The organism is Streptosporangium sp. OZ121 (assembly GCF_051918885.1).
GTDB lineage: Bacteria > Actinomycetota > Actinomycetes > Streptosporangiales > Streptosporangiaceae > Streptosporangium.
On the sequence record NZ_JBPXMC010000051.1, the window covers coordinates 14920 to 36073 of the forward strand.

General features: G+C 70.0%; 23 protein-coding genes. 6 read left to right on the forward strand and 17 right to left on the reverse strand.

From position 1 onward, the window contains the following. Nucleotides 1-238: 238 nt before the first annotated feature. Together ACTOQ1_RS41645 and ACTOQ1_RS41650 are read right to left on the reverse strand one after the other, a co-directional pair. Nucleotides 239-952, reverse strand: coding sequence for a metallophosphoesterase family protein (locus ACTOQ1_RS41645; protein ID WP_440073960.1), 714 nt, complete (start codon nucleotides 950-952; stop codon nucleotides 239-241). After that, a complete protein-coding gene (locus ACTOQ1_RS41650; RefSeq protein ID WP_362697508.1) occupies nucleotides 949-1194 on the reverse strand; it encodes a BON domain-containing protein in 246 nt (81 codons plus the stop codon). The genes ACTOQ1_RS41645 and ACTOQ1_RS41650 overlap by 4 nt, the downstream gene beginning before the upstream one ends. Nucleotides 1195-1339: 145 nt before the next feature. On the opposite strand from ACTOQ1_RS41650, the gene ACTOQ1_RS41655 reads away from it, so the two are divergent. After that, nucleotides 1340-2560 (forward strand): glycosyltransferase, encoded by a 1221-nt coding sequence (locus tag ACTOQ1_RS41655; protein WP_440073962.1) that lies wholly within the window; start codon nucleotides 1340-1342, stop codon nucleotides 2558-2560. Between the two features lie 126 nt (nucleotides 2561-2686). Here the strand turns inward: ACTOQ1_RS41655 and ACTOQ1_RS41660 are convergent, their stop codons facing one another. The 7 genes from ACTOQ1_RS41660 to ACTOQ1_RS41690 form a co-directional block, all read right to left on the reverse strand. Further along, on the reverse strand, nucleotides 2687-2938 hold the full coding sequence (locus tag ACTOQ1_RS41660; RefSeq protein ID WP_440073964.1) for a DUF4235 domain-containing protein: 252 nt from the start codon (nucleotides 2936-2938) through the stop codon (nucleotides 2687-2689). Between the two features lie 128 nt (nucleotides 2939-3066). Beyond that, nucleotides 3067-3336, reverse strand: coding sequence for a DUF6458 family protein (locus tag ACTOQ1_RS41665; RefSeq protein WP_362697502.1), 270 nt, complete (start codon nucleotides 3334-3336; stop codon nucleotides 3067-3069). A gap of 267 nt (nucleotides 3337-3603) precedes the next feature. Next, nucleotides 3604-4440, reverse strand: a complete 837-nt coding sequence (locus ACTOQ1_RS41670) for a MetQ/NlpA family ABC transporter substrate-binding protein (RefSeq protein ID WP_440073965.1) — start codon at nucleotides 4438-4440, stop codon at nucleotides 3604-3606. A gap of 90 nt (nucleotides 4441-4530) precedes the next feature. After that, the gene (locus tag ACTOQ1_RS41675; protein ID WP_440073966.1) at nucleotides 4531-5340 is read right to left on the reverse strand and encodes a DUF305 domain-containing protein; all 810 of its coding nucleotides are present in this window, start codon (nucleotides 5338-5340) and stop codon (nucleotides 4531-4533) included. 89 nt (nucleotides 5341-5429) lie between these two features. Next, the gene (locus ACTOQ1_RS41680; RefSeq protein WP_440073967.1) at nucleotides 5430-6299 is read right to left on the reverse strand and encodes a lytic polysaccharide monooxygenase auxiliary activity family 9 protein; all 870 of its coding nucleotides are present in this window, start codon (nucleotides 6297-6299) and stop codon (nucleotides 5430-5432) included. Nucleotides 6300-6419: 120 nt separating this feature from the next. After that, the gene (locus ACTOQ1_RS41685; RefSeq protein ID WP_440073968.1) at nucleotides 6420-7331 is read right to left on the reverse strand and encodes an NADP-dependent oxidoreductase; all 912 of its coding nucleotides are present in this window, start codon (nucleotides 7329-7331) and stop codon (nucleotides 6420-6422) included. 129 nt (nucleotides 7332-7460) lie between these two features. Next, nucleotides 7461-8015, reverse strand: coding sequence for a CGNR zinc finger domain-containing protein (locus tag ACTOQ1_RS41690; protein WP_440073970.1), 555 nt, complete (start codon nucleotides 8013-8015; stop codon nucleotides 7461-7463). Nucleotides 8016-8109: 94 nt separating this feature from the next. Here ACTOQ1_RS41690 and ACTOQ1_RS41695 point away from each other — a divergent pair, with 94 nt between their 5' ends. Further along, nucleotides 8110-9348 carry an MFS transporter gene (locus tag ACTOQ1_RS41695; protein ID WP_440073971.1) on the forward strand — a complete coding sequence of 413 codons (1239 nt, stop codon included), beginning with the start codon at nucleotides 8110-8112 and terminating at the stop codon, nucleotides 9346-9348. 63 nt (nucleotides 9349-9411) lie between these two features. On the opposite strand, the gene ACTOQ1_RS41700 is transcribed toward ACTOQ1_RS41695, so the two are convergent. The 3 genes from ACTOQ1_RS41700 to ACTOQ1_RS41710 are packed head-to-tail and all read right to left on the reverse strand — an operon-like array spanning nucleotide 9412 to nucleotide 10846. Further along, the gene (locus ACTOQ1_RS41700) at nucleotides 9412-10038 is read right to left on the reverse strand and encodes a dihydrofolate reductase family protein (protein ID WP_440073972.1); all 627 of its coding nucleotides are present in this window, start codon (nucleotides 10036-10038) and stop codon (nucleotides 9412-9414) included. Continuing rightward, entirely contained in the window at nucleotides 10035-10511 is a 477-nt protein-coding gene (locus ACTOQ1_RS41705; protein ID WP_440073973.1) for an SRPBCC domain-containing protein, read from the reverse strand. Before ACTOQ1_RS41705 ends, ACTOQ1_RS41700 begins: the two co-directional genes overlap by 4 nt. Then, nucleotides 10508-10846, reverse strand: coding sequence for an ArsR/SmtB family transcription factor (locus ACTOQ1_RS41710; protein WP_440073974.1), 339 nt, complete (start codon nucleotides 10844-10846; stop codon nucleotides 10508-10510). The genes ACTOQ1_RS41705 and ACTOQ1_RS41710 overlap by 4 nt, the downstream gene beginning before the upstream one ends. A gap of 262 nt (nucleotides 10847-11108) precedes the next feature. Between ACTOQ1_RS41710 and ACTOQ1_RS41715 the strand changes: the two genes are divergently transcribed. Then, entirely contained in the window at nucleotides 11109-11663 is a 555-nt protein-coding gene (locus ACTOQ1_RS41715) for a class IV adenylate cyclase (protein WP_440073976.1), read from the forward strand. A gap of 16 nt (nucleotides 11664-11679) precedes the next feature. On the opposite strand, the gene ACTOQ1_RS41720 is transcribed toward ACTOQ1_RS41715, so the two are convergent. Then, complete coding sequence (locus ACTOQ1_RS41720; RefSeq protein WP_440073978.1) at nucleotides 11680-12201, reverse strand: MerR family transcriptional regulator; 522 nt, start codon at nucleotides 12199-12201, stop codon at nucleotides 11680-11682. A 56-nt stretch (nucleotides 12202-12257) separates the two neighbouring features. Here ACTOQ1_RS41720 and ACTOQ1_RS41725 point away from each other — a divergent pair, with 56 nt between their 5' ends. Then, nucleotides 12258-13181 (forward strand): oxidoreductase, encoded by a 924-nt coding sequence (locus ACTOQ1_RS41725; RefSeq protein ID WP_440073979.1) that lies wholly within the window; start codon nucleotides 12258-12260, stop codon nucleotides 13179-13181. A 370-nt stretch (nucleotides 13182-13551) separates the two neighbouring features. Here the strand turns inward: ACTOQ1_RS41725 and ACTOQ1_RS41730 are convergent, their stop codons facing one another. Continuing rightward, a complete protein-coding gene (locus tag ACTOQ1_RS41730; RefSeq protein ID WP_440073980.1) occupies nucleotides 13552-14088 on the reverse strand; it encodes an NUDIX domain-containing protein in 537 nt (178 codons plus the stop codon). Further along, complete coding sequence (locus tag ACTOQ1_RS41735) at nucleotides 14085-14399, reverse strand: hypothetical protein (protein ID WP_440073981.1); 315 nt, start codon at nucleotides 14397-14399, stop codon at nucleotides 14085-14087. Before ACTOQ1_RS41735 ends, ACTOQ1_RS41730 begins: the two co-directional genes overlap by 4 nt. Nucleotides 14400-15572: 1173 nt before the next feature. Between ACTOQ1_RS41735 and ACTOQ1_RS41740 the strand changes: the two genes are divergently transcribed. After that, nucleotides 15573-16031, forward strand: coding sequence for a hypothetical protein (locus ACTOQ1_RS41740; RefSeq protein ID WP_440073983.1), 459 nt, complete (start codon nucleotides 15573-15575; stop codon nucleotides 16029-16031). An 8-nt stretch (nucleotides 16032-16039) separates the two neighbouring features. Next, nucleotides 16040-16357, forward strand: a complete 318-nt coding sequence (locus ACTOQ1_RS41745; RefSeq protein ID WP_440073985.1) for a hypothetical protein — start codon at nucleotides 16040-16042, stop codon at nucleotides 16355-16357. 296 nt (nucleotides 16358-16653) lie between these two features. On the opposite strand, the gene ACTOQ1_RS41750 is transcribed toward ACTOQ1_RS41745, so the two are convergent. After that, nucleotides 16654-17286 carry a DUF6461 domain-containing protein gene (locus ACTOQ1_RS41750; RefSeq protein WP_440073987.1) on the reverse strand — a complete coding sequence of 211 codons (633 nt, stop codon included), beginning with the start codon at nucleotides 17284-17286 and terminating at the stop codon, nucleotides 16654-16656. A gap of 183 nt (nucleotides 17287-17469) precedes the next feature. Continuing rightward, a complete protein-coding gene (locus tag ACTOQ1_RS41755) occupies nucleotides 17470-20571 on the reverse strand; it encodes a M14 family zinc carboxypeptidase (protein WP_440073988.1) in 3102 nt (1033 codons plus the stop codon). Nucleotides 20572-21154 lie beyond the last annotated feature (583 nt).

Here is a 21154-nt window from a genome sequence, read left to right on the forward strand (position 1 = left end):
TGCGAGCCCAGTGCTCGCACACCCTCCAGGTGCGGGCCACACGACCCGCACGCGGTTCCGTACGGCCTGATGTCCGTACGCCGTCCGGTGCGGGCCTGAGGCCGGCACACTTCTCGACGCGGGCACCACGCTCGCGAAGAACATTCGTAAGAAGCATGTAAGCGCCCCGAACTCCCACAGAAGCCTCGCGGGCCGGGTATCCCCCGGCCCGCTTCTTCATGTAACGCGTCGGAACGCGTCAGAGGAGATACACGCCGTAGGCCCGGCCCAGCACCGGCAGCGCCACGTTGCGCACCCGGATACCGCCCGGCGTGACGCCCTTCTCCGTGCCGGCGTGGGCGTGCCCGTGGATGATCAGATCGGCGCCCTCGGCGTCGACCGCCTCGGCCAGCAGGTAGCTGCCGAGGAAGGGGTAGATCTCCAGCGGCTCCCCGGCGAGGGTGTCCTTGACCGGCGAGTAGTGGGACAGCACGACCCTGCGGTCGGCCTGCAGCTCCTTCAGCGCCACCCGCCAGCGGTCGGCGATCCGCTTGGTGTGCCCGACGAACGCCTTGATCTCCGGCTCGCCGAAGTCGCTGGCGCACTTGCCCGCGTACCCCCCGCCGAAGCCCTTGCCGCCGACCACCCCGAGCCGCACCCCGTCGATGTCGAGCACCGTCGCGTCGTCGTGCAGGACCTCGATCCCGGTGTCGCGCAGCAGGGCGGCGATCTCGGCGGGCTGGTCGGAGTGGTGATCGTGGTTGCCGAGCACGGCCACCACCGGGACCGGCAGGTCGCGGAACTCGTCCGCCACCACCCGCGCCTCCTCCATCGTGCCGTGCCGGGTCAGGTCTCCGGCGAGCAACAGGACATCGGCCTTCTCACCGATGTCGTGGAGGTGCTCGCGATAGCTCCCCTTGCGGCTCTCGTCGAGGTGTACGTCCCCGACCGCCGCGATCCGCACGTCTCTCACAGCCTCTCCTCCCCCACCGGGTCCCGCACGTCCACGATGTCCATCTCGTTGTGGACGGCCAGCCCGGGAGCCGCCTCGCCGGCGACCTCGGCGATCAGCTCGCTGCGGTCGGTGCTGGCGACCTGGCCGCGCAGGTAGAGCTGATCACCCCGGATGTCCACTCGGATGCCGAGTTCCGTGGTTCTCTCGTCCTCGGCGAGCGCGCGTTGCACGCGCGCCGCGACGTACTGGGGAGCCTCCATCGTCGAACTCCTTCCCATCCAAAACTGCTCGCCTTCCCGTGAATCCCAAGGTCAAACACGTTTAAAGTCCCCGCTCAGGGCAGAGGAGGCCGGTATGCCCAGGACGCAGGCACGCCTGCCCCGCACACCCGGTGGAGCCGTGTCCATGAAGATCGCAATGGTGTCAGAGCATGCCAGTCCCCTCGCAGCCGTCGGCGGAGCCGACGCCGGGGGCCAGAACGTCCACGTCGCCGCCCTGTCCCTCGCGCTCGCCGCGCGCGGGCACGAGGTGACCGTCTACACCCGCAGGGAATGCCCCTCCCAGCCTGAGGAGACCTCCCTGGCCCCCGGGGTCACCGTGGTCCACGTCCCCGCCGGACCCGCCATGCCCCTGTCCAAGGACGACCTGCTCCCCTGGATCCCCGACTTCGGCCGGTGGCTCGCCAGGCGCTGGAGCGCCGCGCCACCCGACATGGTCCACAGCCACTTCTGGATGAGCGGCCTGGCCGCCCTGGCCGCCGCGAGGGACGCCGCCGTCCCCATCGTGCATACCTTCCACGCCCTCGGTACGGTCAAGCGCCGCCACCAGGGCACGGACGACTCCAGCCCGCGCGAGCGCCTCAAGATCGAGGCGATGGTCGCCTCCCAGGTGGACGCGATCGTCGCGACCTGCGCCGACGAGGTGGCGGAACTGCGCAGGATGCGGATTCCGCGGAGCCGGGCGCGGGTCGTGCCCTGCGGCGTCGACGTGCGCTCCTTCACCCCCGCCGGCCCGAGGAGGGACCTCGGCCCGGGACCCGTCCTGCTCGCCGTCGGCCGTCCCGTCCGCCGCAAGGGCGTGGACACCACGATTCACGCCCTCGCCCGCATTCCCGGCGCCACCCTGGTCGTCGCCGGCGGCGACCTGGACGACCCGGAGGCGGACAGGCTCTCGCGCGTGGCCGCCCGGTGCGGCGTGGCGGACCGCGTCAGGTTCCTCGGCAGGGTGGACAGGGAGGACGTCCCCACCCTGATGCGCTCGGCGGACGTCGTGGTCAGCATGCCCTGGTACGAACCGTTCGGCATCGTGCCACTGGAGGCCATGGCCTGCGGCGTACCGGTGGTGGCGTCCGCGGTGGGCGGGCATCTGGACACCGTCGTCCCCGAGGTCACCGGCCTGCTGGTCCCGCCACGAGAGCCGCACACGCTGGGCGGGGCGCTGCGCCGGTTGCTCGCCGCGCCGTCCCTGCTGGCGGCCTACGGGGCGGCGGCCGCCGCCCGGGCACGCTCACGCTACGACTGGAACCGGATCGCCGCCCAGACGTCCGCCGTGTACGCGGAGGTGCTCTCCTCCCGCGTCCCGGCGCGGCGGGCGGCCGACGCCCGCCCGTGTCCCGGAGCCGCCTGACGGCTCCCGCGTCCCGGAGCCGTCAAGCGGTTTCGGACGTACGGAGGCCCCCGGTCCCGCGGACGGGATCGGGGGCCTTCCGGCATGAGGCCGGTCGCCGGTGGTGACGGCGGCTACCTCACGGGGTCACTTGCCGGTGGCTCTGTGGATGCTCCGGGACGCGGAACGGTCGATCGCGGCCTTGACCACGCCGAAGATGGCGCCCTGGATGGCCGACGCCACGAGGATCTCGCCCCAGCCGTACTCGTCCGACGTCGCCTGAGGGGCGTCGTCCTTGCCCGACGCGAGCTTCCAGACCTGCTTGAAGATGGCCCCGGCGATCGCGCCACCGAGCATTCCGCTCACGGCGCTCGCACCGCGGGATACGACTCTGCTCACGTCCTGTGCCCTCCGTTCGCGTTCCTTGAAACGGCACGCCTACCCGCGGGGACCGTTTCCTAACGGACCCGGAGCGGCCGGCGGTACCCGCTGACGTCGCGTTTCCCCTGCGGGAGAGGTCCGCGGGATCACACCGCCGGGGGGTCGTTGTAGTGGCGCTCCTGGTAGGTGCGGCGCTGGGTGACCGGGTCGTCGATCACCGTGGTGGTCGTCGAGTCCGGCACCACCGCCCGGCGGGCGAGGCTGAGCCGGTACACGGCGAACAGGAGCCACGCGAGGCCGCCGATCATCAGAATGACACCGACGATGTTGATGTCGAATCCGGCGATGTCGAATTCGACCGCCCACGTGAGAATGGCGCCGAGCATGATGAGAACGATGCCGCCTGCGATGGTCATGGGATCTCCTCCTTCGAGCCAACCCACCCCATCTATCCCCCATGCGAATCTCAAACGTCACCGGACGGAGGTAGATGCGGACCGCGGCCTCCCGTTCGTCGTCACGGGCCTGCCGGACCTGGAAAAGCGTCGGCCGCGCCCCCGCGAGACGGGCGGGGAGGCGCGGCCGAGGCGTGGCGCGGGAGGTGGTGACCGCCCCTGGGGCGGATCACCGGACACGGCACCGGGAACGGCACCGAACAGAGCACCGGCGGGTCACCGGGCGGGTCACTCGGCGGGCAGGACCGCGCCCTTGTACCTGTCCTGGATGAACTTCTTGACCTCGGGGCCGGTGAGGAGCTCGGCGAGCTTCTTCACGCGGGGGTCGTCCACCTTGGCCGGGACGGTGACCAGGCCGTTGGCGTACGGGTTGCCCTCGCCCTTCTCCAGGATCAGCGAGTCGGTCGCGGGCTGCAGCCCGGCCTCCAGGGCGTAGTTGCCGTTCACGATCGCGGCGTCCACATCCTCCAGGGAGCGGGGCAGCTGGGCCGCCTCGAGGGGCTTGAACTCCAGTTCCCTGGGGTTGCCCGCGACGTCGCGCTCGGTGGCCTTGACGCCCACGCCCTCCTTGAGGGTGATCACGCCGTTGTCGGCCAGGAGCTTGAGCGAGCGGCCGAGGTTGCTCGCGTCGTTGGGCAGTGCCACCTGGGCGCCCTGGGCGAGCTCGGAGACGTTCTTGATCTTCCTGGAGTACAGGCCGAGCGGCTCGATGTGCACCGGGGCGACCCAGCTGAGCTTGATGTCCTTGCCCTTGGAGAACTCCTCCAGGTACGGGATGTGCTGGAAGTAGTTCGCGTCCAGGTTGCCCTCGTCCAGCTGGGTGTTGGGCTGGACGTAGTCGGTGAACTCGACGATCTCCAGGTTCAGCCCGGCCTTGGCGGCGAGGTTGTCCTTGACGTACTTGAGCACCTCGCCGTGGGGCACGGGGTTGACCCCGACCCTGAGCGGGGCGTCGGCCTTCGGCGTGCCGCCGTCGGGCTGGGCCGTGTCGGTGGACGTCCCCCCGCACGCGGCCAGGGTCCCGGCCAGCACCAATCCGGCCACGACCCCAAAGATCTTGCGCATGACTCTCCCCCTGATTCCCCTTATATCAAGTAGGGAATATACCTCACAAAAGGGATGGAAGGACAAACTCTTTACTGTCCCTGCGGGCCCCTACTGGCCGCGCAGGGCCAGCATCTGCGCGATCTGCGCCGTACGCGAGACGTCGACGCGCCTGGCCATCTCGGTGACCTGGGAGTGCAGCCCGGTCGCGACCTCCACCTTGGCCATCTGGGCGGCGTCGTCCTGCTGGGCGATCAGCATGTCGAGGAACCTCCGCTCGAACTCGGCCGGTGGAGCGGCGATCAGCGCCGCCATCTCCTCCTCGCTCACCCCCGGCATCCCGCCGTGGGCGGCGTGCTCGTCGTCCTTCGCGGTCGCGGGCTGCCCCCAGGCGTCCAGCAGCCCGGACATCGAGGCGGACTCGCGTTCCTGGGTCACGCCGATCGCCTCGGCGAGCTCCCTGACCTCGGGGCGGACCGGCCGCTCGCGCACCAGCCGCACCAGCCGCACCCCCTGGGTGTTGTGGGGCACCATCATCTGCAGGAACATCACGTCGGGGGCGTTGAAGGCGACTCCCGCGGCGGTCCCCGCCGGCGGGGCGGGCGAGGGGCTGGGCAGTCCCGCGCCCGCGCCGTGCGCCGAGTGGCCGGAACCATGATCGGCACCTTGACCCGAAGCCCGGCCGGGATCCCGGCCGGACCCCTGACCGGAGCCGCCCTGCGCTTCGTGGCCGGAATCCTGGCCGGAGGCACCGTACGTGCCCTGGGCGGGAACGGGGGACGGCGGCTGAACGGGGGCGGCACCGTGCGCCCCGTGACCGGCGGGACCTCCGCGGAGTTCCTGGATGCTGTCGGCACCGCAACCGGAGAGCAGGAGAACTCCCAGGACGACCGCCGGGACCACCGGAACCGCACGCTTCATGACGAACTCCTCGGTTCTCGGGAGGACTCTCGGGAGAGCGACGATCCCGGCCGGGGTGGCGGCGGCCACCCCGGCCGGATCTCACCGGGTCAGAGGCGTCGCCACAGGGCCGGGACGTTCGGCGGCTCCCAGCCGGCGAGCGCGGTGTGCGCCTGCAGGCACTGGTAGGTCACGCCGCCGTAGGTCACCGTGGCGCCCACCGCGTAGGCGGTGCCCGCCTTCCAGGTGCCGCCCGGCTGGCTCGTCGGGGTGGGCGTCGGGGTCGGGGTGGGGGTCCGCGTGGGAGTCACCGTCGGGGTCGGCGTGGGGTCGGGGTTGGGGTTGGTGCCGCCGAAGTTCACGTCGGAACAGGTGTAGAAGGCCTCCGTGCTGCCCACGATGCGCTGCCAGATCGAGAAGATGAGCTGGCGGCCGCTCCGCTGCGGAAGGTTGATCGTCCAGTTGGTGAACTGGGTGGGGTTCTGGTTGTTGAAGGTCCTGATGTGCTCCAGATCCGACCAGCGCAGCGGCTGGGTGGGGCTCCAGCTCTGCTTGGTGATGTAGAACTCGAAGTTGCTGTTCGCGTGCGGCGCGGTCGCGTGGTAGGTGACCGTGAGCGGCCCCGGGGAGACCGAGGTGGCGGGCCAGTCGGCCCTGGCGAGGTTGAGCCCGCGATACTTGTCCCGCCCGGCGCCGCACAGCTGGCCGTCGGGGATGATCTGGCGGTGGTTGCCGCCCGCTTCGAGCCGGGACACCTCGTGCCAGTCGTAGAACGCCTGGGTGCCCCCGGCCGCGACGGCCGCCTTGCACGCTTCCGACCTGGGGGTCTCGGGACCTTCGTTCTTGCAGACGTAGGCCCGGCTGGGCGGGTTCGACATGGACCCGTGGGCCACCGCCGCGGTGGACGGCAGCAGGGCGAACAGGGACCCTACGCCGATCGCGGCGGCGGTACCGGTGGCCAGCTTGTGTCGCAGATGCACGTGGACTCCTCCTGGAGCGAGAAATGGGAGGCGGGACTGTCCAACGAGCCGACGGATAGCACGTTATTAACAAGAAACCTTACTAAGGGTTCTGGTCATAAGACCAGCGATACGGCCATATCAGTCCATGACCAGCACGACCTTGCCCCGTCCGTGGCCGGTGGCGACCTCGCGGTGGGCGTCCGCGGCCCGTTCCAGGGGATAGGTCCGGCGCACCGGGAAGACGAACCTGCCCTCGGCGTACAGGGCGGCGAGCTCGGCCAGGCGGGACGCCAGCCGCACCCCCCTGGTCACCTGCACCCCCAGCTCCGCGGCCCTGCCGTGCTCGACGAGCGTGACGACGCGCTCGCCCTTCACCAGTCGCAGGGAGACCTCCAGCGCCTCGCCGCCCGCGCCGTCCAGGACCATGTCCACCCCGCCGGGGGCGAGGGCGCGCACCCGCTCCAGCAGGCCCTCGCCGTACGTGACGGGGATCGCGCCGAGCTCGCGCAGGTAGTCGTGGTTCTCCTCGCGGGCCGTGCCGATCACCGTGGTCGCCCCCCAGAGCCGGGCGAGCTGGACCGCCGCGGTGCCGACCGCGCCCGCGGCGGCGTGGACCAGGACCGTGTCCCCCTCCCCCACCCCGAGCTGCCGCAGCGCGATGTGGGCGGTCTGGGTCCCGGCGGTGAAACCGCCCGCCACGTCCCAGGGCATGTTCGCGGGCTTGGGCGTGACGTTCTCCACGGGCACGACCACGTACTCGGCGTAGGAGTTCAGCAGGTTGAAGCCCAGGACCTCGGCACCGGCCGAGACCCCGCTCACCCCCGCGCCCACCTGGTCGACCACCCCGGCGAACTCGTTTCCCGGCACGCGGGGCAGATCACCGCCGACCCCCTCCGGGGTCCACCCCGACCTGATGGCCAGGTCGAACGGCTGCACGCCCGCGGCCCTGATCCGCACCCGCACCTGCCCCTCGCCCGCCTCGGGCGTCGGAAGCTCCGTCGCCCGCAACACCTCGGGACCGCCGAACTCGAAAAACGCGGCTGTCTTCACAGGTTTCCCCTTCGCTCGTGTACGTCGCCGCCCAGCCTGCGACCTCAAGCATGGTTGAGGTCAACTCACGCGTTCAGGGCCCGGAAAAGGAGAGTCCGGCGGTCCCGAGGCGCCGCGGGAAGGAGGGCCTCAGGACGAGGTGCGGGCCGCGTAGTAGCGCCGCGCCTTGTCGCGGCTGCCGCAGGTGGTCATGCTGCACCACCGGCGGCGGCCGTTCTTGCTGGTGTCGAGGAACAGCCAGCGGCACGACGGGCATGCGTGGACCCGCTCCAGCGGCCCACGGGCGAGCAGGTCGACGGCGGAGGCGGCGACCTCCCGGAGCAGCGTCCCGGCGGTTCGCGGGGCGGGCCACGCGAACCGGAAGCGGCCGTCGTCGTGGTCGAGCCGGGCGTGGGCCAGGCTGTCGGCGTACGCGGCCGTGACGGCATCGAGATCGGCGCGCGGCGGGTCGTTCCCCTCGGCCAGCGGCTGGAACACCCTGAACACCGTCTCGCGCAGGTCGCGGGCTGCGGGCAGGGCGGCGGCGAGGCCCGCCTGCCTCTCGATCGGGTGGCCGGCCGCGCGCGCCCAGGTCACCGTTTCCTCGGGGGTGGCCAGCCAGTCGCGCCGGGCGACCGGGCGGCTGTTGACCGTGTTCGTGAAGTCCAGGCACAGGGCGTTGCCGACCAGTTCGACGTCGATCATCCATCCATTGTCTCACTGATCAAAAGCAGTTGACAGGTAAGGCGGACTCCACCACGCTATGACCACTCAAACAGCTTTGAAAGGTGAGAATGGCATGCGCGTCCTCCCCGTTTCGCTGGGCCGGTCGTTCAACGGGCTGTGGTTCGGCACCGGCACCGCCAACCTGGGCGACGGCATGATCCTGTTCGCGCTCCCGCTGCTCGCCATCGCGGCCGGCGCCTCGCCCGGCGGGGTCGCGGCCGTGACGACGGCGCTGACGCTGGCCTGGCCGATCTTCGGGCTGCACGCCGGCTGGATCGTGGACCGCGTCGACCGCCGGCTGCTGCTGGCCGGCGTCAACCTCGTCCGGGCGTCGGTGCTGGCCGGTCTCACCGCCGGCCACCTCGCCGGCGCGCTCTCGCTGCCGATGATCCTGGTCGCCGCGGTGCTGCTCGGCGCGGCCGAGACACTCGCCGACACGGCGCTGACCTCGACCGTCCCCATGCTCGTCGAGCCCGCCGGCCGCAGCAGGGCCAACGCGCGGCTCGAGGCGACCGTCAACGTCACCAACCAGCTGGCGGGACCACCGCTCGCGGGCCTGCTGGCCGGCCTCACCCTGGCCCTGGCCACCGGCACCGGCGCGGCTCTCTACGTCCTGGCGGTCGCCGGGCTCGCCATGATGACGCTCCGCCCTACGTCGACGGGAACGCGGCCCGCAGGGAGCGGCGACGTGGTCGCCGGATTCCGCTTCCTGTGGCGGCAGCCGGTGGTGCGGACGCTCACTCTCTTCACCGCCGCGATGAACGTGGTCTGGGCGGTCCCGACGGCGCTGATGGTCGTGCACGCCGTCAGCCCCGGCCCGCTCGGCCTCACCGCGGCCCAGTACGGCCTGCTGATGACGGCGATGGCCGTCGGCGGGCTGCTCGCGTCGATGGTGGCCGAGCCGCTGCGCCGCCGGTTCGGGGTGGCCACGCTGCTCGTCGCCGATGCCGTCGGGACCGTCCTGCTGGTGGCGCCCGTCGCCCTGGACGCGAACGCGTGGCTGGTGTCCGCGGGCATGGTGATCGCCGGCGCGGGATCGAGCGTCTGGCGGATCCTCGTGGCCACCCTCAGGCAGAACCTGACGCCGCCCGAGCTGCTGGGCCGCGTCTACGCCGCGTCGCGGGTGCTCAGCTGGGGCGTCATCCCGGCCGGCGCCGCGCTGGCCGGGATCGGGGCCGAGGTGTGGGACGTGCGGACGGTCTTCGCCGCCGCCACCGGCCTCGCGGTCGTCACCCTGGCCGCCTTCGTGCCGTTCGCCCTGCGTGCCGACTTGTCGGCGGACGTCCAACCGGCCGCGGACCACCGCGCTTGAGCAGCCACGAGGTGTCGCTCGGTGCCGAGACAGCGCCGCGCGGGTCCGCTCCCGGTCACCGCGCTAGACGAAGGCCGTGACGCCCTCGTACTCCGCCACCGGGGCGGTGCCGACGGTCTCGTACTGGAGCAGCAGCAGGCCGTTCGCCGTCACCTCGTGGTGGACGAGCCGGAGGCCGACGGGTCCGCTCGGGTGGTCGAGCAGCCGCCGCCCGGAACCGGTCACGGCCGGGGCGACGACGAGCCGGAGCGTGTCGACGAGGCCCGCCGCCAGCAGGGCGTTGCCGAGTCGCGCGCTCCCGTGGATCTGGAGTTCCCGTCCTGGCCGCGCCTTGAGTTCCCCGACGGTCTGGATCGGGTCGCCGCGGAGCACGGTCGTCGGATGCCAGTTCCCCTCGGTGAGGGTGCTGGTCACCACGTACTTCGGCAGTGAGTTCATCCGCTCGGTGTACGGGTCGTCCGGGTCGGTGATCTGCGGCCAGTCCCGGGCGAACGCCTCGTAGGTTCGACGTCCGAACAGCAGACCGTCGGCGAGGTCCAGCCACTCGGAGGTACGCCGGACGAACAGCTCGTCCAGGTGGGGCACGAGCCAGCCGCCCCGGGTGAAACCGTCGCCGGTGTCCTCGGCCGGCGAGCCGGGCCCCTGGCTGACCCCGTCGAGGGTGACGAACTCCGTGAGGGCGATCTTCACCGCGCGGCCCGGCTCTCCGCGAGCACGGCGAGTTGCTTGGTGACCGAGCCCACGCCGTCGAGGAAGCCGAGTTCCTCGTGGCGGGCGCGGGCGGCAGGATCGCCGTGCCGGACGATGATCCGGTAGTCCGTGCCGTCCGGGTGGTCGCTCAGCGTGATCTCGGCCGTCATGGGCACCGGCGCGGGATCGGCGGGGCGCCAGGCGCTGTCGATCGCGTTCGTGTACACGATCCGCTCGAGCTCGTCGACGACGAGGAAGCTCGCGTCCATGTGCGGGACGAAGTCCACCCCGTCGTCGCTCAGCCGCGTCACGAGCGCGCCGCCGGGCCTGACGTCGAGGCGGTCGACGCGGCACACGGTCGGCGCCGGGACCCACCACTGCTCGAAGAGGGACGGGTCGGTCCACGCGCTCCACACGGCGGCGCGGGGCGCGCGGACGACCCGCCGCAGGGTCAGGTCGAGATCGGGGTTCACGGTCGTTTCTCCTTGGGATCGGTGACGAGACGTTCGAGCCGGTCGGTGCGCTCCTCCCAGACCTGGCGCTGCTCTTCGAGCCAGCCGTCGACGAGGGCGAGACGGTCGCGGTTGAGCACGCAGGTGCGCACCCGGCCGAGCTTGACCGTGCGGATCAGGCCGTTCGCCTCCAGCGTCCGCACGTGCTTCATGAAGGAGGGAAGGGTCATCGGGAACTCGCGGGCGAGATCGCCCACGCTCGTCGGGCCGCGGCCGAGGCGCCGGATGACGCCGCGCCGCGTCGGGTCGGCGAGGGCGACGAACACACCGTCGAGCTCGGCCGAATACTGTGCCATGCGGCTAAGTATTGTCCGCCCTGAACACTTAGCGCAAGAGCTAAGTGTTTTGGGCGTCCCGGGTGCCCGGCTGTCAGCGCCACAGCGATCCGACGCGATACCTACGGCGGCAGGGTGTGGACGGCCTCACCCCACCCGACCCCACCGGGTCATCCACGACACCGGCCACCAGCCCGCGGCGACCAGCTGGATGTTCCTCGTGTGAGGGCCTTGGCAATCTCGGTAAGCTCCTCGAGTCGCAGCAAGGACCGGGGAGGTCGTCGTGGCACGCGGGGTGCAGGAGATCGAGGTCAAGTACCGGGTGCGTGACCTGGCGGCGCTGGAGGACGCTCTCATTCAGCGAGGGGCTCTGCTGTCGGCCCCCGCGCACCAGGACGATCAGGCGTACGCCGAGGACGGGTGGACCTACGCCGACAGCAAGATCGGCAGGTCGTTCGCTCGGCTGCGCACCCAGCAGGGTCGGCACCTGTTCACCGTGAAGCGGCCCGTCGACAACGCGATGGCGTGCCTGGAGCACGAGACGACCGTCGCCGACCGGGAGCAGATGCACCACGCCATCACGCTCATGGGCTTTCATCCCACGGTCCGCATCGTGAAGACCCGGCGCACCGCGACGTTGGGGGACATGACGATCTGCGTCGACGAGGTGGAGCACGCCGGTGCGTTCGTCGAGATCGAACGCACCGTACACGGGCAGGAGTCCGGCATCGCCGTTCAGGAGGGGCTCGACGGCTTCGCACGGTCGCTCGGTGTCCCGTTGGAGCGTACGAACGACACCTACGACTCGCTGGTGCGCGCCGCCCTGACCCCGGCCTAGTAACCAGCCTGCCTGGTCAGCCCGTTGGTCCCGGTTGGACGTCGTCGCGCCTCACCCTCGTTGAAGCGGCGTTGACTGACTGATTGGTGGCCAGGTAGGGGTCGCCTGCGGGTTTTCCGGTGCCGTTGGGTGTGGGGCGTTGCCAGGGGTCGCCAGTGGCGCCGGCCGCGAGGTGGTGTTCGTAGGCGGCGACCTTGAGGGTGATGAGGTCGAGGCAGGCATGGAGCTGAGTTAGTTGTTTGGTTATGTGGTGCTGGTGGGTGCGTAGTAGTTCTAGGCGTTCCGCCTCGTTGCCCGTGCCTTCGCGGACGAGTTGGGCGAGGCGGCCGATGGTGGCGAGGGGCATACCGGAGGCGCGGAATTTGGCGAGGTTGGCCAGCCATTCGATGTCCCACGCGCTGTAGACCCGTCGGCCGCTCTGGTCGCGCCGCACCTCGCCGGCCAGTAGCCCTTCGCGCTCATACATGCGCAGGGTGTGCACACTGAACCCGGTGCGATGCGCCACCTCGCCGATGGTCAGATCCTCGTCCGCCTTCATCGTGGCGATGCTAGCCGGTTGACCTAGACCTTGGTCTAGCATCTAGCGTTCGCGGCATGATCAGCCATGACGACACAAGCCGCGGTGCATCGAGCACGGACAGCACCGCCGCCGACGTGCTCACCGGGGTCGACCTAACCGGCAGGACCGCGATGGTCACAGGCGGCTATTCCGGTCTGGGGCTCGCGTCCACCCGCGCGCTCGCCGAGGCCGGGGCGCATGTGGTCGTCCCGGCTCGACGGCCCGAGCGGGCGCGGCGAGCGCTTGCCGGTACGGAGAGGGTCGAGGTGGATGAGCTCGACCTCGCCGACCTCGCGTCCGTCCATGACTTCGCCGAACGGTTTCGGGGCGGTCACGCCACGCTCGACATTCTCATCGCCAACGCCGGGATCATGGCCTGTCCCGAGACGCGGGTGGGGCCTGGCTGGGAGGCGCAGTTCGCGACCAACCACCTCGGTCACTACGCGCTGACGAACCTTCTGTGGCCCGCTCTCACGGCGGCGGGTACGGCCCGGGTCGTCTCGGTCGCCTCCGGGTACGACCCGGAGGCGCGCATCCGGTGGGATGACGTCCAGTTCACCGGCGGCTACGACAAGTGGGCCGCGTACGGGCAGTCCAAGCTCGCGAACGTCCTGTTCGCCCGCCACCTCGATCGGCTCGGCGGGCCGCACGGCGTCCACGCTTTCTCGGTCGGCCCCGGCTATATCCTCACGCCTCTGCAACGACACCTTGAGGTCGATGAGATGGTGGCCGCCGGCTGGATCGACACAGACGGCACCCCCGCGCCGGGACTGTTCAGGACACCCGAGCAGGGTGCGGCGACCCAGGTTTGGGCCGCTACATCACCACAGGTCGACGCGTACGGCGGCTACTACTGTGCCGACTGCCACGTCACCGAGAACGGCTTGGCAGACAGCGGTGAGGCGGCCCGTCTCTGGGCGTTCTCTGCCGACCTGACCGGCCTGGACCTCATCCACTGAGCCAGATCGACGACTCCACACACCGGCGTCCGAGGGGTCTGTATTCGGATCCGGTAGTGGTGCGACGGCCTGCGGTCCAGGCACCACGCCTACCGCCGCCACCTCGATACGTTCGGCGACACGAAACTACAGCGCCATGTCATACAGCTCCGACCATCGGTCGATTGGCCATCCGCCACGACATCGAACCCGCCGCCTGCATCGCCGCTGCTCGCGGCTGACGACGCAGCCGCCGATTCCGCGTCAGTTGCGCCTGCGGCCCAGGCTTGCCGACCATCTCATCGCTCTCGGTACCAACGCGGACAAGAGGCGACATTACGCGTACGCTGAGCGGTGCGTCACGACCCGGCGAACGTTCGTGGTTGTCGCACTAGCTCACAGAGTGGCCGTTGTGCAGGTACGCGATGGTGCCGGCGTCGGCGGCAGTGACAGCAGCGGACAGGCGCGCCCACACGTACGGCCGCAACCGCTTCTGCGCCTCCTCCAAGGTGCAGAACTCGAACGCGCCCAACTCGGCGTCAGTGACGCGTAGCGCGGCGGTCTGGTCGGCGGTGAGGGTTCCGACGTCGAAGACCAACATGAGGGAGTCGTCCCACGGGCCGTGTGGGGCGACCCAGTCCACACACACCAACGCCATGGGGGCGGCGGGGATGTGCAGGCCGAGTTCCTCGACGAGTTCCCGACGTAGCGCGTCGAGCGGTGGTTCGTTGGCTTCGGCCATGCCGCCGGGCAAGTCCCAGGCCGGTTTGTAGGTGGGGTCGACGAGCAGAACGCGGCCGTCGCGGTCACGGATCAACGCGTCGGCGGCGGCGCGTTTGCGCGCCTGGCGGGCGTTGCCTTCGGCCAGTTGCGCGCGGTAGGCGGCGGGGTCGCGCTCGTAGAGCGGCCGGGGGTCGGGGTCGGTCATGAGGTTGGGCTGGTCCTGGGTTGGGTTGTATCGGTGGTGAGCTGGTAGAGCCATTCTCGTTGCCGCAACGCCTCGGCCAGGTGGCCGAGGAAGTCCCGTGCGCAGGTGGTGGCGCGGTGGGGGTGAAGCTGGTCGCGAAGGTCGCGCAGTTGCTGAATCACCAGGTACGAGCCTGGCGACCCGGTGGTGTGGAGAACATCGGTCGCGACCGTACACGCCTGCTCCAGCTCACCGCGTTCGATGAGCACACCCGCCAGGGTGAGATACCCGAACGCCCGGGAGCGGGTACGGCCGACTGGCCGCAGCTCCAAGACTCGCTGTGCGTGGCATTGGGCGGCGGGCAGGTCGCCGAGCTGCCGCATGCACCGAGCCGCCTCTCCCGCGAGGGAACCGGCATCGAACGGCGACACCCACGGTGACGGCGCCGCGCCGTGAACGCCCTGTAACGCGGTCTCAGCGCGGCCTGGCAGCGCGCGGGTTTCCCGCGATCGCCCTGCGGCAGCGTGCCCGCGCGCCTGCAACGCCCACAACCGCGCCGCCAACTCGGGGTGAGACGGCCCCGCTGTGAGCTCTTGCTGTCCTTGGACGGCGTAGCCGATGGCTTCATCGGGCTGGGCGCGGTGGTGGGCAAGGTGCGCCAGACTCGCGAGCACGTGAACCCTCAAATGGGAGTCGTCGCCAACGACCGCCCCCGCCGCCGAACAGACGGGGACTGAGTTGGTCGCGTAGATAGGCGGTAACGGTCGCGTATAGGTGCGCGCCGCCTATCTGCGCATCCACCGTGCGCCACGCCGCCACCGCCGCCGCGTCACCACCGCCACCCGGGACAGCCCGCGCAGCCAACGGCGCCGGAACCGGGGCCGGTTTCAGGGCTGGGGCGGGCGCTGGCGGACGCGCCGCACGTTGCTGCTGCACCTGGAACCACAACCGCTCTGGTGGGATACACAGCAACCGCGCCCACTGCGTGAGCCTGCCGAGGTCGGTCATCGCCGGACCGTTCTCAATCCGGGACGACTGCGGTTGAGTGATCCCGACCCATGCCGCCACGGTTTCCTGCCGGAGGGGGCGGCCGTGGTGGGGGTGAGTGCGGCAGGCCGCGATCACACGCCCCATGTGCCATGCGTCGAGTGCCACGCGCATGGCGGGATGGGTCCAGAACTCCGCCGGAACACGCGGCGGCCCGGCGGGCGCGCCGGTGGCAACGCGGGCGCTGGTGGTGCATGACGCACACCTACCGCTGCTGTTGTCCCGCGCAAGCCGTGTCGTGCCACATGCGCGACAGCGTCGAGCGGCCGTGTCGGCCATTTGGGCTCACCGCCACATCGGATACCGAGTCCCTGCGAGAAACATGTAACCGCATGTTCACGCTGCGAATCCAGATATGCGCCGGGGCGCATAACGGAATGCGTCATTGGTCATGGCCGCATATGCGGGCCGCTGGTCACTGTGGGAGCACCCCCCGCCGAACAGCGCACGGAGGCATAGTGACCACGCAACACGCAGCACCAGAGCCGGTGACCGGCGAGGGCTACCTGACGGCTTCGAGCCGCCCCATTGTCGGGGCCGGTCCGGTCACGCATCCGGGACCGCTGCCCGGATCGGCCCTCCCACCCACAGCGCGACGACTCGCGGTGGGGTACGTACGGCTACTTCCCGGCACCCACACCGCCGACAGCGACCAGGTCACAGCGCGCCTGCGCGCGTTCGCGGCGCGATCCGGGCTGGACCTGGTCAACGTCTACACCGACCACCACGCCTACCGGTCGGCGTTCGGTGAACTCCTTCAAGCCCTTTGCGACCCCGACATCACCGCCGTGGTGATTCCCGCCCCGGAGGCCCTGTCGGAGTTCGACGGCGTCTACCAGGCCATGCGCACGCTGATCGAACTCGAGACCGGCGCCGATGTCCTGGTGATGTCCCAGACCACCGAGGCCACGCCATGACCGCGCCCATGTTGCATGAGGTCCACGACCGACGCCTGAAAGAACTACTCAGTCAAGTGATCGCGGCCGACGTGCCCGCGATCGTCGTTGACCAGGCCGCCGCCGAACGGTGGCTACTGCGCCTGGCCGGGGCGCTGCTGAGAGTCAACCAACGCCACCGCGTCGACGCGCGCGGCCGGTGCCGGCTATGCCGCCCCGCGCGCCTGCGTGCGCGGTGGTGGTGGCCCTGGTGGGCACGCTCGGCCTGCACCGTTCAACCCACTCTCGCGCACTACCTCCGCGACGCGGAACCGTTCCTGTTCCCCGAGGACCCGGAGGCGTCATGAGTGACCGGTTCGCACCAGTGCCGCCCACCGTGCGTGCCTCCGAGGTCACCCTGTTGGCGCTGCACACCGCGATCGCCATCGGCGCGCAAGTCGCCCGGATCGCCGCCCGCGTGTGGGGCTTACCCCAGGCAAGGTCATGTGGGCCGAGATAGGCGCAGACGATCATGTACCCGCCGCGCCGGCACAACCCGACGTCACCGACCTGGACGCGATCGACGGCAGCCCCGTCCACGATCTGGCGCCGTACTTCGGGCGTCCGACCTGACGCCGCAGTGCCGCCCTCTCGTGCGGCCCCCTCACCTCCGTCTGGGGACGCCTCCGCACAGGTAGGTGGATTCCTCCAGCAGTTGCGGCGTCATCGTGATCCCGGTGAGGCTTTCGGCCAGGACGAACGCCGGTCCTTCGTGAGGGTCGGCGCCGCTGATCCGATCCAGGGTCTCCGCGAGTTCGTCCGGCGTCTCCTCCGAGTAGTTCTCCTCGTCCGGGAACCTGAGCCGCATCTTTCCGTCTTCGACCCAGTGGGAATAGCCTTCCTGGTGCGCGTGCTCGAACCGGATCTTTCCGTCGTCGATCCAGTGGAAGTAGTCCATCCCCTTGACCTCAAGGTAGAAGTGGGAGACGAGGCGGGTACCCACCGACAGCGGCAGGATGATCTCTTCGGTACTGCCGAGCAGGCCATTGGCCTCGACCATGAGCACCCAGTCTCCGACGGCGACGGCGCCGAAGGACTGCTGCTCGTAAAAATTGATGCCGGAATACTGGATCAGCTCGTCAAGCGTCATGTGAGAGCAGTCCTCGACCCGGACACCGAGCCGGGTCACCAGCTCCTCAGGGGTCAGACCGCGGACGTAGGTGAGGCAGTAGGAATCCGCCAGCTCGGGGAAACGCTCGCGGGAGAACCAGGAGTAATCATCGGGAGTCGTGATCATCACGGCATGCTCGCAGCACCCACCGACATAACGAGCTCATCCCGCGTGGTGCTCTGTCGCGATGCCTTCGAGGATCGACAACCGCCGCGGCGGGACGAGGCCCCTGGACTCGCGAAGGCCGGGCGCCACGGGTGTGACGCCCGGCCTCACGATCGGGTCAGGATTACCGGTGGGACAACCCGGTTACCCGATCAGGTGCTTCATGATCTTCTTGATGGTCGCGGCGCGCTCGGCCGGGGAGGCCACCTGCTCCAGGCCGAAGCCGAGGAACACCGAGTCCTTCGTCGAGACGGCCGCCGTCTTGTCGGCCTGGGCCCTGGCGAAGTCGCCGGCGTTCGCCGGGCTGCCCGGAGGCGGTCCGGGGATCGCCCAGGCGCCGAGACCGGACTCGAAGCCCTCGGCGTCGAGCTGGCCGCCGGTGGTGGTGACCCTGGTGTCGTCCACGAACGCGCCGACGCCGCCGCTGCCGGGGTCGGTCACGTAGCTGATCGACACCTCGACCTGCTGGCCCGCGTACGCGGACAGGTCGAAGGCCACCTGCTGCCAGCCGCCGGAGTCGCCGGTGAAGGCGTTCCAGGAACCGCTCGTCCCGGTCGGCGTGCAGGGGTTGCCCGGGGTCAGGTAGCGCAGCAGCCACGGGTGCTCGTCCAGCAGGAAGCCGGCCTCGCACTCGGTCGGGACGTCGGTGGCGGTGCCGCCGTTGAGGTCGGGCAGGGTCGTCCAGTTGTCCTGGCCGACCGTGTGCGCCTCGACGATGACGTTGTCATAGCCCTGCTCGGTGTTGTACGAGAGCTGGAACTGGAGCTTGGGCTGCTGCGCGGCGGAGACGGCCGCCAGGTCGATCGTGCGCGTCAGCCTCTTGTACGCGTCGTCGGTGTGCGGGCCCGCCACGTACCAGCCGCCCTCGACCGGGTCGAACGGACCGGTCGCCCCGATGTAGTCGGCCGCGGCCGAGCTCTTGAACTGCGGGAACTGCGCGGGTGGCAGCGTGTCGCTGGTCACCTGCAGGGTGCCCGCCTCGTCCAGCGGGTTGTCGGCGACCGCCTGGCCGCCGAAGGTGCCGCTCGTGCCGTTCAGCCCGGGACCGGTGCCGGTGAAGCCGGTCGGCCCGACGCGCGGGTTGCGGCCGTAGACACCGAGGTAGTACTGGGCGAAGTCGTCGGCGAGGATGAGGCACTCCTCGAAGAAGCCGTCCTGGCTGGTGATGACGCAGTCGGAGTCCGGCGCGCCGTCCAGGCCGTAGTAGATGCCGCCGAGGCTGCTGCCGAAGAAGCCGAAGTACGCGGCGGTCTCCCCGGTGTGGAGCAGCTTGCCTCCCTCGTTGAGGTAGTCGCGGACCGAGACGGTCAGGTCCTGCTGCTGCCGTTTGACGTCCATGTCGGGAAGCGGGCCGAACGGGGTCTCGGTCTCCACGTCCTGGGCGTCCATCGCGAGCCGGTCGTCACCGAGGTACCAGGCCACCGCCTTGAAGTGGCCGAGCACCCCGAGGTGGTGCGGCACGCCCTGGGCGTCGACGTCCCACGTCTCCGAGGAGTATCCGGCGGTCTGCAGCGCCTGCCGGTACTGCGCCGCGTACTTCGGCGCGGTCACCGACGCCGGGTAGTCCGGGTTGAAGCCGGTGTAGTCCTCGTTCGCCACGACGAGCACCTTGGCCTTGGACTTCTTCTCCAGCTTGTACGTGAAGTGCTGGCTCTCCACGGTCCCGGTGCCGGGTTTGTAGCCGGCGAACCAGACCTCGACCTTGTCGCCCGGTTTGGCGCCCTCCACCTTGGAGCGGTACTCGGCGAAGTACAGGTCGTTCTCGTCGCCGTACCGCTCGCCGCCGTTCCACTCGCTGAGGCCGCGCAGGCGCACGGGGCCGCCGTTGATCCGGAAGCGCAGCTGCTTGGTCAGCAGGGAGCGCCGCATGGTCACGGCCACCGGCTGCGGGTCGCCGTACGAGACGGTGAAGCTGTCGGGCCGGAAGTCGGGGACCGTGCGGTTCACCGGGGAGACCGGGGAGTCGGGGGTCTTCACGGACTTGGCGAGGTCGACCGCGAGCGGGACGTTCTTGGCGAACTCCGCCTGGATCAGGGCCTCGCTGTCGGGGAAGGTGAAGCCCAGGCCGCCCGCGCAGTCGGCGAGCGTCCACTCGTCGTCCGGCACGCTCTCGACCGCCACCTCGCAGGTGGTCATCTCCGGTGTGATCGTCAGTGCGTCGTGCTTGTTGGTCATGTGACCGTCGGTCTCGCCGTTGGTCGTGTAGAGCTCGGCGCCGATGTCGGGGTCGTAGCCGGGTACGGCGGGCGTCGCGTCGTCACCGAGCAGCGCCTCGAAGATGAGGTCGTCGGGAGAGGGGGTGGCCTGCTGCCAGCCGATGCCGTACAGCAGCAGCTGGGCGGCCGAGTGGTAGTTGAGGATGTAGGTGAAGTCGACCCGCTTGGCGAGGTTGTCGACGGCCTTGGTCTCGGGCTCCGACTGCGGGCTCGGGCCCCGGTAGGTCTGGCTGGCCGGGTTCTCGGAGGAGCCCTCGTTGTCGTAGCCCCACTTGTAGGCGAAGTTACGGTTCAGGTCGACGCCGTCGGCGCTGGTGATCTGACCGTCGCCGTTGTTGTCGCGGAGGTTCTTGCGCCAGAGGCGGTTGCCTTCGGTGAAGCTGTGGTCGTAGCCGTCGGGGTTGGAGACCGGGATGAACCAGAGCTCGACGGTGTCGACCAGCTTGGTGATCTCGGGGTTGGTGCCGTAGCCGTTCAGATAGTGGAGCAGGAGCCTGCGGTTCATCTCCGGGGTGATCCACTCGCGGGCATGCTGGGCGGACATGTAGAGCACGGCCTTGCGCGCCCCGTCCTTGAGCTGCCGCGCGTTCTTGGTCACCTTGATCGCGGTGAGCGGCTGCCCCTTGACGGTGGTGCCGAAGTCGACGACCTTGGCGATGTTCGGCTTGGCGTTCGCCGCGTTGACGATCTGCTCGCGGATGCCTCCGGCGCCGCTGTACGGCTTGAAGACGCCGTCCCCCTTGGCCGCCTGCCTGCTCGCCACCGCGGACCGCTGGACCTTCAGGCCGAGGCCCGCCTTGTGGAGCTGCTCCGCCTGGGCCGCGCCGAGAATCGCCTCGACGCTGACCTTCTTGCCGTTCGCGGACTTGGTGATGCGCAGTTCCTCGCGGTCGACGCCCGACTTCAGCAGCGCGTCCAGCTGCTGCGCGGTGAGCTCGCCGACGTAGACGTGTACTCCGTCGTCGCCGGCGGGTGGATCGGGTACCGCCGCCGCGGGCGTGCTCACGACCAGGCCAAGCAGCAGGACCACGATTGCGAGAATGGCTAATCTCGCACGTTTCATTGCAACCTCCGTACATCCCCCGAAAAACAGGAATGCCCGAAATCTGGGTGATAGCCGGACCTGAGTCAACGTCAATCCTCGCCAGCTTTTCGCAGTGACCTCATGTGGTCAGAGCGAGCCCGGGTCTTCCGGAATCACGAGAGACGTGCAAGGCCTGATGACAGATCGCCCGCACGGTCTGTCGTCCGTACAGCACGTCACCGGCGTACCGGCCTGGTCGAGTGCTATAACGGGCTTGTCGTCCGGCCGCGGGCCCACCACCGGAATCCACGGCCACCGAGGTCTCCTCCCGTCTGAAACCAGTCCAGGGATGAGGGACGTATGAGAAGTCTTCCGTCGGCCGCACCGCGCCGCATCGGGGTTTCGAGGCCGGCCGGGGTGCCGGAGGCGGGAGCCTCCCTTCCGGCACGGGCCGGTCGGTCCGGGACCTCCCGGCTGGTGGGGGTTCTTGCCGTCTTGGTGGGGTTCGGGTATGTGGTCGCGGTGCCTGGTGCCGCGGGCGCGGAGGTGGCGCCGGTGGGTCTGGGTACGGCGGGGGCCTTCGCGGTTC